Annotated in this window: 11 protein-coding genes; 5 read left to right on the forward strand and 6 right to left on the reverse strand. The window is 46.7% G+C overall.

The annotated features are described in order from the left end of the window. Nucleotides 1-49 precede the first annotated feature (49 nt). Nucleotides 50-895, forward strand: coding sequence for a transglutaminase family protein (locus LZD49_RS02765; protein WP_234665785.1), 846 nt, complete (start codon nt 50-52; stop codon nt 893-895). A 112-nt stretch (nt 896-1,007) separates the two neighbouring features. On the opposite strand, the gene LZD49_RS02770 is transcribed toward LZD49_RS02765, so the two are convergent. From LZD49_RS02770 to LZD49_RS02780, 3 genes are all read right to left on the reverse strand, one after another. Beyond that, nucleotides 1,008-1,568, reverse strand: a complete 561-nt coding sequence (locus tag LZD49_RS02770) for an AraC family transcriptional regulator (protein WP_234665786.1) — start codon at nt 1,566-1,568, stop codon at nt 1,008-1,010. Nucleotides 1,569-1,784: 216 nt separating this feature from the next. After that, nucleotides 1,785-3,014 carry an ice-binding family protein gene (locus LZD49_RS02775; protein WP_234665787.1) on the reverse strand — a complete coding sequence of 410 codons (1,230 nt, stop codon included), beginning with the start codon at nt 3,012-3,014 and terminating at the stop codon, nt 1,785-1,787. A 288-nt stretch (nt 3,015-3,302) separates the two neighbouring features. After that, nucleotides 3,303-4,343, reverse strand: a complete 1,041-nt coding sequence (locus tag LZD49_RS02780; RefSeq protein ID WP_234665788.1) for a glycosyltransferase — start codon at nt 4,341-4,343, stop codon at nt 3,303-3,305. A 481-nt stretch (nt 4,344-4,824) separates the two neighbouring features. Between LZD49_RS02780 and LZD49_RS02785 the strand changes: the two genes are divergently transcribed. Both LZD49_RS02785 and LZD49_RS02790 read left to right on the forward strand, forming a co-directional pair. Next, nucleotides 4,825-5,376: a ferritin-like domain-containing protein gene (locus tag LZD49_RS02785; protein WP_234665789.1), complete on the forward strand. Its 552-nt coding sequence runs from the start codon at nt 4,825-4,827 to the stop codon at nt 5,374-5,376. A gap of 15 nt (nt 5,377-5,391) precedes the next feature. After that, nucleotides 5,392-7,581 (forward strand): catalase, encoded by a 2,190-nt coding sequence (locus tag LZD49_RS02790; protein WP_234665790.1) that lies wholly within the window; start codon nt 5,392-5,394, stop codon nt 7,579-7,581. Between the two features lie 62 nt (nt 7,582-7,643). Here the strand turns inward: LZD49_RS02790 and LZD49_RS02795 are convergent, their stop codons facing one another. Beyond that, the gene (locus LZD49_RS02795) at nt 7,644-8,120 is read right to left on the reverse strand and encodes an ankyrin repeat domain-containing protein (RefSeq protein WP_234665791.1); all 477 of its coding nucleotides are present in this window, start codon (nt 8,118-8,120) and stop codon (nt 7,644-7,646) included. A 179-nt stretch (nt 8,121-8,299) separates the two neighbouring features. Here LZD49_RS02795 and LZD49_RS02800 point away from each other — a divergent pair, with 179 nt between their 5' ends. After that, nucleotides 8,300-8,485, forward strand: a complete 186-nt coding sequence (locus LZD49_RS02800) for a hypothetical protein (RefSeq protein ID WP_234665792.1) — start codon at nt 8,300-8,302, stop codon at nt 8,483-8,485. Between the two features lie 115 nt (nt 8,486-8,600). Here the strand turns inward: LZD49_RS02800 and LZD49_RS02805 are convergent, their stop codons facing one another. Next, nucleotides 8,601-10,100, reverse strand: coding sequence for an alpha/beta fold hydrolase (locus tag LZD49_RS02805; protein ID WP_234665793.1), 1,500 nt, complete (start codon nt 10,098-10,100; stop codon nt 8,601-8,603). 64 nt (nt 10,101-10,164) lie between these two features. Between LZD49_RS02805 and LZD49_RS02810 the strand changes: the two genes are divergently transcribed. Then, entirely contained in the window at nt 10,165-10,935 is a 771-nt protein-coding gene (locus LZD49_RS02810; protein ID WP_234665794.1) for an AraC family transcriptional regulator, read from the forward strand. A 35-nt stretch (nt 10,936-10,970) separates the two neighbouring features. Here the strand turns inward: LZD49_RS02810 and LZD49_RS02815 are convergent, their stop codons facing one another. Continuing rightward, complete coding sequence (locus tag LZD49_RS02815; protein ID WP_234665795.1) at nt 10,971-13,661, reverse strand: hypothetical protein; 2,691 nt, start codon at nt 13,659-13,661, stop codon at nt 10,971-10,973. Nucleotides 13,662-13,810 lie beyond the last annotated feature (149 nt).

Genomic DNA, 13,810 nt, shown 5'->3' on the forward strand with positions numbered 1-13,810 from the left:
GCTTCCGGTAGCTGAGCCATTATTTCCATTTCCCCGCTAATACGTTGCTATGACATTGATAAGCATATTTCACAAAACTATATACAACTACGACAGAAGTGTTTTTCTTTCGGCCCATCAGTTCAGGCTCAGGCCGGCAGCCCATTCGTCAGCAAAAATCGAATCCTATGAATTGGTGGTTGAACCTGCCAGCCACGTTACGCATTGGCAACAGGATGTTTTTGGAAACTTTATCGCGCGGGTAGATTTCGACGGACCTATGGAGTTTATGACCTTAACGGTCCGACTAACGGCGTCGCTGATCGCCTATGATCCCTTCAACGTCCGCATTGATGACTATGCGCAGAATTATCCCTTCACCTATTTATCCAACCTGCGACAAGACCTTTTTTCTTACCTGGAAGTAGTCGACAAGGGGCCAAAACTTGCGGCATTTGTGGCGCAAATGAATGTGGTGGATCAGGACATACTCGGATTTCTTGTCTCGCTCAATAACAGGATTTACACGCAGATTGCTTACATCAAAAGAGAGGAGGAGGGGGTCATGACTTCTGAGCAAACGCTGGAATATGGAACCGGATCTTGCCGGGACTCAGCCTGGCTGTTGGTGCAGGTAATGCGTCACTTGGGACTGGCGAGCCGTTTTGTTTCGGGATACCTGGTACAATCGAATGAGAATGGCCAGCCGGTCTCTCTGGATTTGCACGCTTGGGCAGAAGTATTTATTCCCGGTGCGGGGTGGATAGGACTGGATACAACTTCCGGACTTTTTACCAGTGAAGGCCACATCCCGCTGGCGGCAACGCCCCGGCCGGCCGACTCAGCGCCGGTTACAGGGACTACCAGCCCATGCGTCGCCACCATTCGCTATGAAACCAAGGTGTCGCCATTATAACCTGACGCTATTGAACGCTTGTATATATACGAAATTTGCTTTTTTCTATCTCCTCTTTGTCCGATTGCGGAATACCTGCCTGGCGGATAGGTAAAGGAAAAGCCAGTAACTTTCATATATTTTCCAGGTTGCTATGCCGCTTCTGCCGGAGTTTTTTATAATACGAGGGAGAGAGACCTGTCACCTTTTTGAACTGATTGGACAGGTGCGCGACGCTGCTGTAATGCATCTTGTAAGAGATTTCCGTTAGATTAAGATCCTCATACAGCAACAATTCTTTGACCTTTTCTATCTTGTGATGAATAATAAACTGCTGGATGTTGATACCCTTCACCTCGGAAAAGATGTTGGAGAGATAGGTGTAGTCATATCCCAGTTTTTCTGCGATATAATCCGAATAATTGGTTTTGGGAAGCTCGTCCCGATAGTGGACCATCTCCACAATGGTATTTTTTATTTTTTCGATTAAAATGCTCCTTTTGTCATCGAGTAGTTCGAGGCCCGATTTGAGCAAATTCCTTTTAAGTGTTTCATGTTGCTCGGTGGTTATATCTTCAAGGATTTCCACACTGCCCAGGTCTACAACCACATAGTGCAAGCCGAGTTTTCTCAGCTCGTCCTCCACCATCATCTTGCACCGCAGGCTGACCATGTATTTAATATACAGTATCATGATAGAATAGGATCAGTAATTGTATCGACCATGAAAACCAAAGCCGCTCTGTTACAATATAGCTGATTCTATCGAGGTTACAGTAATATCGGAATTCATTTCTCGGGTTTGGCCTCTCGTTTTTTATCGGCTTTCCGATTTTTTTGTTGCGTTTACAACAAAATTGTTGGTTTTGACAGGTGTGTATAGTGTAGGTAATTAAGCGTGTTGTAATCGCTATTGTTTAATCATTTTCAGTGATACGATATTCCCATTTTTATCGGTAACCCTTACGAAATACAAGCCTGTCGGAATTTGCTTTAAATCGATACTTGTTGACGTGCCCGTTTGAAATTTCATCTGCTGGTCATGTAAAACTTTTCCGGTATTATCATTCAGCTGAATTCGCTCAGTCTGGCTTAAATCGTCTGCATCTAATGTTATCCGATCCGTAGCAGGGTTGGGATACAAACTTAAATGAGATACAATAGTAGCCTTGATACTTTGAATACGACTGTATGAAAATGTTTCATCTTTATCAATCATTTTAAGCCGATAAAAGTGAATCCCGTCCCCAACCATTGCTTCCGTATAAAAATAGGGAGTTAAAACAGTGCTTTCACCACTTGCCGCAGTAGATGCGTGTTTTACCCATGTCTTTCCATTAAAGCTGTGCTCGATTTCGAAACGGTCACTGTTGCTTTCTTCTGAGGTCGTCCATTTCAGTATGGCAGTCTGGCCTTCCCCTTTTGCTACTGTAAAACTTATCAATGCGACCGGCAAAGCAGATTCCAGACTTACAATTTCATTATTGTGCAAGCTGATTGCCCCGGCTGTCGTTAACGCCCTGCCCACAATAGCAGAACCTTCCAGCAACTCTATGGCACCACCGCCAAGGACAGTTCCCCGAAAAATAGATCCTTCACCTAAATCGAACCTTCCTGTGATCTGCCAGTATACATTGTCAAAAGTGGCCGAATTGATCAGCGTAACCATCGATAATGCATTGGCAGTCAGGGCACCGTCAATTTTAATAATAAACACCGCATTGGGGTCATTCTGACCGTCCAGGATGAGGTTACCATTTAAAGTAGAGGCTGCACCCAAGCAGTAAACGTCCGGAGTCAGGACCTGCCCATTACCCAATGTGGTTGCCAAAACGGAGCAGTCGGTTAGTGCGCTTACAGCTGCGTACGCACTGCCCAGATCTGTCGCGGCCTGGGCAGAAGCGCCGTCCGCAACATGCGTTTCACCCACCACAGTACCCGGCGGGAAACCATTAAAGGCGCCCGCATTAGTGCCGATGTCGCCTACCAAAACACTTGTTCCGTCATTATTAAATGCCCCCACGGTCGTAAAGGCGGCAAAATCTGCCGCGGTTCCCAAATCCGGTGCTTGTCCAAAGCACAAGCTGGGTAGTAGTAACCAGGTAGCGAATAATGAGATTTTTTTAGTTGTGCTGATCATAGAAATAGTTTTAAGTTAATTGATCATCAAAAGTGAACTATTTCTACTTATTAATTTTACATATATATATTAATTAGTTATACAAATCACACTAAAAAAATTATATTGCTTTTTTGATTCTAATTGTCAAATTAATTTGCTTGGCAATAATGAATACTTAACACTTTGACAAAAGCGTTTTTCGGAGGTCATTTACGATGCCGCTGCGAAAATGGATTCAAAGCTTGCGTGCTCTCAATACCTATTTCTGCACATGCTTTTCGTTTTGCAAGTCAGGAGAAATTAAACTTAACTTACGTTTTTCAGTTCGCCGGTAAACACCACTCCTTTTTTTTTCGAGGTGGCCAACTGCATCATTGTCTGCATAGCCGAAAACGTATTTTGCCAGGATTTATCGAAAAGGAACTCGTCTACCGCCTGCAGCCAATCGGGATTGGCAAAATTGCCTAGTTCATAGTCTATCGCTGAAATAAAAGCATCGGTTCCCTGCGCGATGCTCACCAAACCCACCTTCGAGTACGGGTCCACAACGTCCCTAATGGCTGCTGAAACCACAGGTCTGCCCGCAGCCAGGTATTCCGGCGTTTTGGTAGGGCTGATAAAACGGGTGGATTCATTGAGGAGGAATGGGATCAGCGCCACATTCCAGCCCGATAGGTACGCAGGTAATTCCTGGTAGCTTTTCGAGCCCAGATAATGGATATTACCGGCCCTCGGAAGCATGGCAGGGTCGATCTTAACGACCGGCCCGATTAGGATGATTTGCCAGTCGGGGCACTTTTCAGCGATTTCTCTGATCAGGTCCTGGTCAAAACGCTCATCGATGACGCCATAGAAACCCAGTTTTGTCCCTGTAATTCCGGCTTGGTCCGCCGGCTCGGCCAGCATGTCCCGCGCCTGCTGAAAATGCTCCTTGTCGATACTGCTCGGAAACGGGTGTACATTGGAGTGGCTGCCTTTCTTGGCTTCGTAGAGCGTGACCCCGCCAGTGAACACAATATCGGCCCTGGCGAATAATTGCTGCTCCATAAATTTGATCTTCGCTGGAGCAAACTTAAATGCCGATAGCTCGTCCATACAATCGTAGACAATCTGGGATGGTGTAAAAGCCCTAGAAAATTCGAAAGCCATGGGAGTGTAATACCAAAAGATGAACTTGGAAGCGTCGCGGTCTTTAAAAAAAGAAAGCAACAGGCCCTTCATTAGTTCAATCGTTTTGTCTTGCGAACTTCCGGCTGGCAAATGCGGTACGCAAAGCCATAGGGCGGGAAGTTTCTTTTCAAATTGTAAATATGGCTTATCCGTTGCATCCAGGATAGGCTCTTCCATAAAATAAACGTTTCCGTTTTGAGCAAACCGTGTCATCAGATGCTGCGGGCGCTGAAAAACGAAATCCCACCTGAGGTGAGAGAAGCAAAGTAGGTCCTTTTGTAAGTTGATGTTCATGAGTAATCCGTGTCAAGTTAAACTGGTTTGCTGCGTAATTTTGTCGGGGGGCAACTGGTAAAACCATTCCAGTGAGTAACTGACACAAGACAGCAAAAAACGAATCGGCATATACGTTCTTCACGTCGCTGCATTCGCATTATTTGAAAAACAACCCGAATTAAGCCGTCTCATTTTCGGCAAACAGTTCCCCAGGAGTATCGTCCGGAATGAATATCAGACGGAGCAGGAGATGGGGGTTGGAGGGATAAGTTTATCTGGTTGAATGCCAGCCAGCCATCGGTCGACGCCGTAGCGCGCTTTCGGCCTTTGGTTGCTCCGGTACGAGTTTTGATATATCATCTAACAACTTAATCACCAAACTATGAAAACAGGATCGGGCTCTGAGCCGAAATTCAAAACCAAGACGTCCGCAGGTGCAGAACCGGCGCTCATGGAATTATTTACTGACTGCCTTCGCGACATTTACTGGGCAGAAAACCACCTGGTTAAAACGCTGCCCAAGATGATTCAGGCGGCAACTTCTGCTGAGTTAAGTACCACAATCGAAAAACATCTGGAAGAAACCGTTGAACATGTAAGCCGGCTGGTCGTGATCTTTGACTTGTTGGGCCTGGAAGCGATCGCAAAAAAATGTGATGCCATGGAAGGTCTCACCAAAGAAGGCGAAGGGATCATCGAAAGCACCGACGAAGGTACAGCTACGCGCGATGTAGGCATTATTCTGGCTTCTCAGAAAGTCGAACATTATGAAATAGCCACCTACGGCGGTCTGGTTCAGTTAGCCACTACGCTAAACCTCACCGATGTGGCGGAAATACTTGCCCAAACCCTCGAAGAAGAAAAGCTGGCAGACCAGCTGTTGACCGAGGTTGCAGAAAATGATGTCAATTACAAAGCTTCCGAGGAAGCTTAATAACCTTAAATGCATATGGCGATCAAAAAGGGATCCGATGATTCCGTTCCACAACAAGAAAACGAAAAGACATCAGGCCTGACAGCCCATACTACCGACAGTACCGGAGAGCTCATGACGACCAATCATGGCTTGCGCATCAATGATGACCAGAATTCGCTAAAAGCGGGGGAAAGAGGTGCGACGCTGCTTGAAGATTTTATTCTTCGGGAAAAAATCACCCATTTCGACCACGAACGTATACCCGAAAGGGTTGTTCATGCGAGAGGGTCCGCGGCCCACGGGGTTTTCAAACTTTACGAGCCCCTATCGTCCGTCACCAAGGCCGGCTTCTTGAACGATACTTCCATAGAAACACCGGTATTTGTCCGCTTCTCGACGGTGGCAGGTTCCAGGGGGTCGACAGACCTTGCCCGCGACGTTCGGGGTTTTGCGGTTAAATTTTATACGCAGGAAGGTAATTTTGACCTGGTAGGCAACAATATCCCTGTCTTTTTCATTCAGGACGCCATCAAGTTCCCCGACCTGGTGCATGCCGTCAAACCGGAGCCGGATAATGAGATGCCGCAGGCCGCTTCAGCACATGATACATTCTGGGATTTTATTTCTTTGATGCCCGAGTCGGCGCATATGATCATGTGGGTGATGAGTGATCGTGCGTTGCCTAGGAGCTACCGGATGATGGAGGGTTTTGGGGTGCATACGTTTCGGTTTGTCAATGCGGAAGGCGTTTCCAGCTTTGTAAAATTCCATTGGAAACCGCTGCTGGGCGTTCATTCCGTAGCTTGGGATGAGGCTCAGAAAATTTCAGGAAAAGACCCTGACTTTCACCGGCGTGATCTGTGGGATGCGATCGAAAGCGGAAATTACCCGGAATGGGAACTTGGGGTGCAGATTGTGCCGGAAGAGGATGAATTTAAATTTGAATTTGACCTTTTAGATCCGACCAAAATAATTCCGGAAGAACTTGTTCCTGTTCAGCGCATCGGCAAGTTGACGCTAAACCGCAACCCGGATAATTTCTTCGCCGAAACCGAGCAGGTAGCTTTTCACGTAGGCCATGTCGTGCCTGGAATCGACTTTACGAATGACCCGCTTTTGCAGGGCAGGCTTTTCTCCTACACCGATACCCAGTTGATCCGTCTGGGTGGCCCCAACTTTCAGGAAATACCCATTAACAGGCCCATCGTGCCCGTGCATAACAATCAGCGCGACGGCTATATGCGTCAGACAATCAACAAAGGAAAGGCGAGCTACCATCCTAACACGCTTGGAGGAGGCTATCCTGCGCAGGCCAAGGCATCTGAAGGCGGCTTTACTTCCTACCCGGAACGGATCGACGCCCGAAAGGTCAGAGCCCGTAGCAAGAGCTTTTTTGACCATTTTAGCCAGGCTAAGTTGTTCTTTAACAGTCAGTCGGATCCTGAGAAAAATCACATCGTCGATGCATTGAGTTTTGAACTGGGAAAGGTAAAAACGGTTGAAATAAGGGAGCGGATGTTGGGCATCCTCTCAATGATCGACAAAGGGCTGGCTGCCGAAGTCGCATTTGCCTTGCGGATACACGTACCCCAGGACCCCGAGCTGCCTGTAAACCACAGCATACCGGCGGATGGTGATCCGGCTGATTTTGATTCGTTGATTTTCGAATCGACCGTCAACATTTCCGACGAGTTGAGCATGGCAAATACACCCAAAGACAGCATTAAAACCCGCAAAATCGCGTTTCTTGCTGCCGACGGAGTGGATGAAAGATCAGTGACCACCGTCAGGGATGCGCTGCAGTCAGCAGGTGCCGTGGTGGAAATCATAGCTCCGCGCCAGAACTACATTGTGGCTGAGAACGACGTGCAAATTTCGGTTGACCATAGCTTCCTCACAGCAGCTTCGGTACTTTATGACGCGGTATATGTTCCCGGCGGCACCAACAGCGTGGCTACCATTGAGGCGGACGCGGATGCCGTACATTTTCTGAACGAAGCATTCAAGCATTGCAAGGCGATTGCGGCGGACAGTGCGGCCATTCAGGTATTGGAGGCCACTTACTTCGGGAAAAAGCTTCCGGCCGACTTTTCCGATCAGACCGTTCTCAAAGAAGGACTGGTCGTCGTGGATGACCCCGCAGTTCTGTCAGATAAATTTATCCTGGCTGTTTCCCAGCATAGATTCTGGGAGCGTGAGAAACCACGAAAAATTCCCGCATAAGCAGTTTTAAACAGAAAGTGCCGCCAGACTTGCTCTGGCGGCACTTTCTGTTTAAAACGGGCTTACGACTGGGTTAACAGCTCGACGGCCAGCTCGTTGCCCTGCTGCAAAGCAAGGTCCATGACCGATAGTCCCCTCACGTCCAGGAGCGTTGTATCAGCTCCGCTTTCCAAAAGCAGTTTTACCAGCTCATTGCGACCGAACATGGCGGCAAACATCAACGCTGTACCTCCGTTCCCATGCTGCATATTCAGGTCTGCCCCATGGTCGATCAATAGTTTCGCAATCGGTTCATAACCTTTAAATGAAACGCCCATCAGAGCGGTGTTACCGCCATGATCGACAGCATTGACATCGGCGCCGGCCTGCAAAAGGAACCGCGCCGCGTCCAGGTGACCATTATAGCAGGCAATGATCAGAGGGGTATAGCCCTTGGCATCCTGCACATTGATATCCGACCCTGTCTGGACAATCTCTTCCAAAACGGCCACATTTCCCAGGCGGGCGGCGTGTATGATCACTTCATTTGATACTTCCATTTCTTACAGATTTGCTGAGTTTTCGAACCGCTGAAAAGCATTTACTTCTTTCGAAAGTAAAGAAATTGTACCAGCAAAAGGATTAGGGATGGAATTGCCGGCAACGGCACAGGAATTGTACACCATAAAATTTCAACGCTGATCCAAGGGATAGTAACAATCACAATTCTTTGAGTGGTATGTCGAAAGGAATTTTTAAAGTAAAAGACGAAGATTCGCTCACCGTGGAGTTTTCCGGTGACGAAATTGATGAGATCGTCCCGGACGCTGACATGCGGTTTAGTCTGGTGATTTTGCGGAATGGTGAGAAACATTTCGTTGAGGGCACCGAGCAGGAAATCAGGGATGCGCTTTCGGATTTGTGAGTTTACAAACAAGGCCTACCTACGCGTTTATAGTCCCGGTGGCAATGACACGGGAAGTTGCACGAGGGACTTTTATGTCAATACGCCGTGGTTTGTGGCGTACAGTTTTACTCATTCAGTAAGCGATGATATTTTTATCTGTTGATACTATCGTTTTATAGGGATCAGCAAGGAAAGATCTGATAATAGCGCTCATCGAATTGCCGATCACACCATGTCCCTTGTTCACGAGCAAAAAACGTTGACTGTTCGGCATATAGTGGCTGATACGGTCGATGTATAGTGGTCGGCAGGCCGGATCCAGGTTTCCATCGGCTAAAAGAATTGGTTTGTCTGAATAATATGGCTGCTTCGTGTCCCTGCCGACAGGCGGCACTTTCCAGCAGTCGCACATCGCCTGGTAAACGTCGTTAATGTGGAAACCGGCGAGATATGGGTATATCAAATCCGACTCCTTGCGCACTTGCTCGGAGTGGTAGGCAGCTTGGTCCGCACAATATACCGACAAGCGCATGCCGTCCGGTGCTCCATTCTTACGGAAAAACTCGTCAAAGTAATGGCGTATATAAGGTTGGTGCTTTCCATCAATGAGGTCTGTAATGATACGGGCCAGATCCTTCCGACCCGAATCGTCGTAAAGCTTGTCGAGCACCACACTCAGAAGTTCGTTTTTGGTGTACTTTATGCGGATGGAATCCTTAGTACCCGCTTCCAGGTAAGGCAGGTAGAAAGTTTTTTGGGCGATAGCACTGAAATAATTGTGAAAACGGCGCCTGAGGTCGCCATAATGCTTTTGACCAATGGAGTCCGTCGCTACGTTTTTAAAATGAATATGGAGCGCCTCCATAAAATTGACCGGTTCATCTTCATCGATCGGGACGAATGACGGCAGCGGCGAGTCCAGGATCAAGGAGCGGATGCGGGCCGGGTTGCGTTGTAGGACCGCCGTCATCAGGCCGCCGCTGTATGACACCCCAAATAAATTCACAGAATCGATCTTCAATGCATTCAGAAGGTCATGAATGTCCGAAACGGTTTCATCCGTATTATAGCCGGCAAGATCGATCTCCCTTTTTTCAAGGGCCGCCTTGTATCTTTTAACGCCAACAAGTGTCATGCTATCCTTGTCCAGGTTGCGGCGGGTGGCCTCTTTAAGCGCTTTATCGAGTTCAAACGTCCGCAGATACGGCAACGCGAAACGCGTGCCCCGCTGCTCAAAAACAATACAGTCTCTGTTTTCGATGAACGGACTTTTTGTTAGTCCCACCACCGCGCTAAGAGAGCTGCCACCAGGACCCCCGGCAGTAAAAAGGACGGGGTCACTACGTTTGTCAGGGTTTTTGCTCTTCGCGACAATGAAGGGCAATTTGATTAGCCTGGAATTCTTCTTTTTTCGATTTTCCGGAACCACCAGGTAACCACATCGTTTTTGAAAACTGCTGTCAGGCAGGTTTGGGCCGGACGTGTAATATTGCCTTGCATTGTCCGGTACAATTTTCAGTACCTCGGGGTCAATTTTGAAATCGCAGCCGCAGTCTTGGATTTTTGCATACTGTGCGTATGCCTGACTGTTGCAAATGAGAATAATCAGGAAGTATATAATATGTTTTGCCATGCAGATATCTTTTTTTCAAATCTAGCTGCTGGTCGGTATATTCGTCAAGGTAAAAAACGGACAATTGAAAGAGATATTCGATCCTATTCGCGACCATTATACGTTCGCGCACCCCGCCAGTGATCTTGGCGAACATATTGATTTTTATTCCGAATCGGTTGTCAACGATAGCGAATTTACTGTGGAAATGTTTCCGAGTTGGACACCAACGATGTACATCAACCTTGGTAACCCTTACCGGATCTCGTTGAGCCGGTCGACCTACGCGGTAGATAAGGATATGGATATTCTAATCCTGAGAGACCTTCACACCACACGCCACAATTCCCCGGGCGACCGCATTTTCACTATTAAATTTAAGCCAGGCGGATTAGAGGCAATCCTGGGCATATCCCAGGTTCATTTAAAAGGAAAGATAGTGCCGCTGCATCACGTTCTGCCAATGGTCGTAATTGAACAGCTAAAAAACGGCTCATCCTTTGATGCCCGCAGGGAAATTATAGAAGCGTATTTCATCCCAAAACATAATAGGAGGGTGATGGACCATTATCTGACCTTTGTCCGGGATTTAACGGAGACATACCAACAAACAGATATGCAGTTAAACGTTAGCCAGCTTGCGGAAAAGCATTTTATAACCTCCAAGAGTATTAACCGCTATTTTCACCGTGTCATTGGAATCAGCCCAAAAGGGTATTTTTCCATACTAAGGGCCAGGACAGCGCTGACTGCCTATGCAAAGCGCCAGGAATTTGACCCAGGTCGATTTGGATATTATGACAGCAGCCATTTTTACAGGGAAGCCGCTAAATTCACTGGTGTGCAGCTCGATTGAAAGTCTGACGTTTTTCCGTGATCTACCCAAATGCATTATGGATTGCTTTTTCCGGCGGGGAGGGATTGTGCATCCGTGTCAAGATAAGGCCACAGTTTTTTTAAGAATTTCCTCAGATCTTTATCCCGCAGGCCTTTATAAAAACTTGTTAAGTATTGCTGCTCCAAGAGCAGGTCAGTACACCGTTCGCGCAGCTCTTTCGGGATTCTGTCCGTTATCGACGCGAAATATTCCTTGGTCAGCACTTCCCCCGCAAGGTGGGTGCAGCCAAACTGATGTAAAAATCCTTCAAAAAAGTATCGCTCCGCACTCTGTCTGATCGCAGGCTTTTTCTCGTCTTTCGCAATATCTAATCTTCCCGCCAAGTGCATGCCAGCATAGATATATGGCTCCCGGCTCGTCTTGTCCCTGGGACGGAAGATTTTCAACATTTCGATCTTGTCGACGTCTTCATCATCAAAAAAGTCGTTGTCCGCCGCCCCGCCATTTGACAGACCGAACCCGGGGGTGACGTTGTTCGTTTTTGACGACGTATGAATATGTCTATTTATTCTACCAAATAAGTAGCTAAATGCACCATTATATATTCTGTCTTGTTGTAATATTTCTTCGATATATTTTGAGCTACCAAGCGCCCCATTCGTACCTATTCGGTATATCTTGGTTTCATTATCAACACTTCTTACAATTTTCCCGCTTTGCGTATTTACTTGCTCAGTAACCGCCGCTTTAACCAGAACAACCATCTTAGATTCGAGATAGACGTCCTTCCAGGTAGAGGTTCCGAAAATGATCTCAGGTCCTGACTCCCTGTTGCTATGCCATGGCAAGTCCAGTTGAATGGTGAAATAGCTATCCTTTAACGCATCGTCATCCGATACCTGTGGATTTAAAATCAGGAGTAAAACAACACCATTGTAGTACACTCTTCCATTGTAGTCACGTGGTGCCGGGGATGAAATGGTAACCTTGCTGAAATCTTCGGAAAACTTAACATCGCATTTTTCAATTCGGAAAGTTTCCCCGGGCGTGGAGCCCTTTACATTATTCTCAGGCACCCGAAAGGTTAAGTACTTATAATGATGTGATAGTTTCAGGCCCATGAGCAACTCCTGGTTGTGTACTGCAACCGGGTTTTGTTTTCGCAAAATTCTGTGGAGCAATGCACCGTCGGGGAAATTTGTCCAGGAATTCGTGAGCAGTTTATGGTAATCGTTGAAGATCATCTGCTCATCTTGCTTTACATCAGGAACACCGGTTTCCTTTGTGGAAACAGCAGTATCTTCCCCATTTTGTGTTTCAGGCACTAATTGTACCACCCCCGATTGAAACGTATCAAGCCCGATCCTGGGATACAGCCCGCAGTACATCCCGAGAATGGTACCTGTCTTGTCGGCGGGAAGCCAAAATTTCAGAAAATGCCCCTTGTAATCATTTGTTGGGATAAAACTGAAATGCAGTACTGAATTTTCCAGCCGCACGGTTCCAGGTACGACGATTGTCTTTGTTGCATTCCGGTCGACCATGCTGATGGTGAGCTCACATGTGCCGCCAGCACTTGGGACTACCGAAAAATGTGGTCTGTGGAAAGTTGGACCGGATTGCAGGTGAAAATACCCTGAGTAGGTTTTTAAAAAGGAATTACTGAACTCCTTCCAGTTGTCATAATTTGGGAGGTTCTTGATATCGTTAAAGAGCGATTCCGTTGGAATGATCAGTTTTTCGGATAAAAAGTATTGCGAAAGCGACTGCCTCTCCAGTTGCTCTTCGGTTGTTACGGGACTAGTTTGTCCTTTTTTAGGAAATTTACTGTTTTTAAGAGCCTCGTATTCCTGCACTTTCGCCTCGTGCAATAAAACTGCACCGGCTACCGGAGTAAGGATCGTGGATCTGACCGACGAAAATGTTCCGTAAACGACATTGGATTTTGTCAGCGGTAAGTCTATCACGCACTGAAAAAGGATCGTTTCCAGTTCATCTTCCGGGTTGTCTTCGCTCGTATTGAAATCGTCTTTCGAAGTAACTGGGTCAAGCCGACCTTCGAATTGGATGAATAACAGTTTCGATCTTGCCTTTTTTCCCTTATTCCGGCTGGTAATACCATTCGTGGAATGAAATTCCAATTCCTTACCATCCTTGCTCAATTGCTTCATCGTAGCCCTGAAAGGCCATTCTCCCTCTTTGCCAATCCCCCAAAACAGTTCAACAAAGCCTGTTAGGGATTCGTGTAAATCGGAGAGATATGTAGCGATATACGTATCAGATCTTGTTATAATTGGGACTGGGTCGGACCAAACTAAATGCTTTCGGATAGAAGGTTCTCTTTTGAATTTTACATTGCCTTGCTCATCTATATCCGGAAGGTCATGGAGGTATTTAATTTCATAGTCTAAAAATCTGAGATAATGATCTTCTACACATGTGCGTGCCTTGCCATTGTAATTTTCGCGTGCGATTTCTTTAAGTTCTACATCGTGAACTCCTTTTCCCTGCCAGATATTTCTGATTGAGGTCCTGTATTGCTGCATCCTGCTGATGTCACTTGCAGCCGGCATTTTTAGGCGGAGTTTCGCAGCCTGATTTTGAAACCAGCGACCACCGCCTTGTTCTTTTCTTCCTTTGTTTTCCTTTTCTTCTTTTTCAAGCAGTTTATCGATTTCCAGGCTTGCGAGCACTTGGGTTTCAATCGACATCATTGCAGTCAGCCAAATAATTGATTCGTTCATCGTACCAAGAGGAGGGGAGAGTAACAGGATATTGCGAATGCAAAGTAACCGCCTGGTTTTATTTACTCATGGATTGCATTTGCAACATTCTGATTGGTCATAAGTTGCTATTGCTGATGCCGTAGCGTGACATGCGTCAGAGTTCGAAG

The organism is Dyadobacter sp. CY261, from assembly GCF_021440085.1.
Classification (GTDB): domain Bacteria; phylum Bacteroidota; class Bacteroidia; order Cytophagales; family Spirosomataceae; genus Dyadobacter.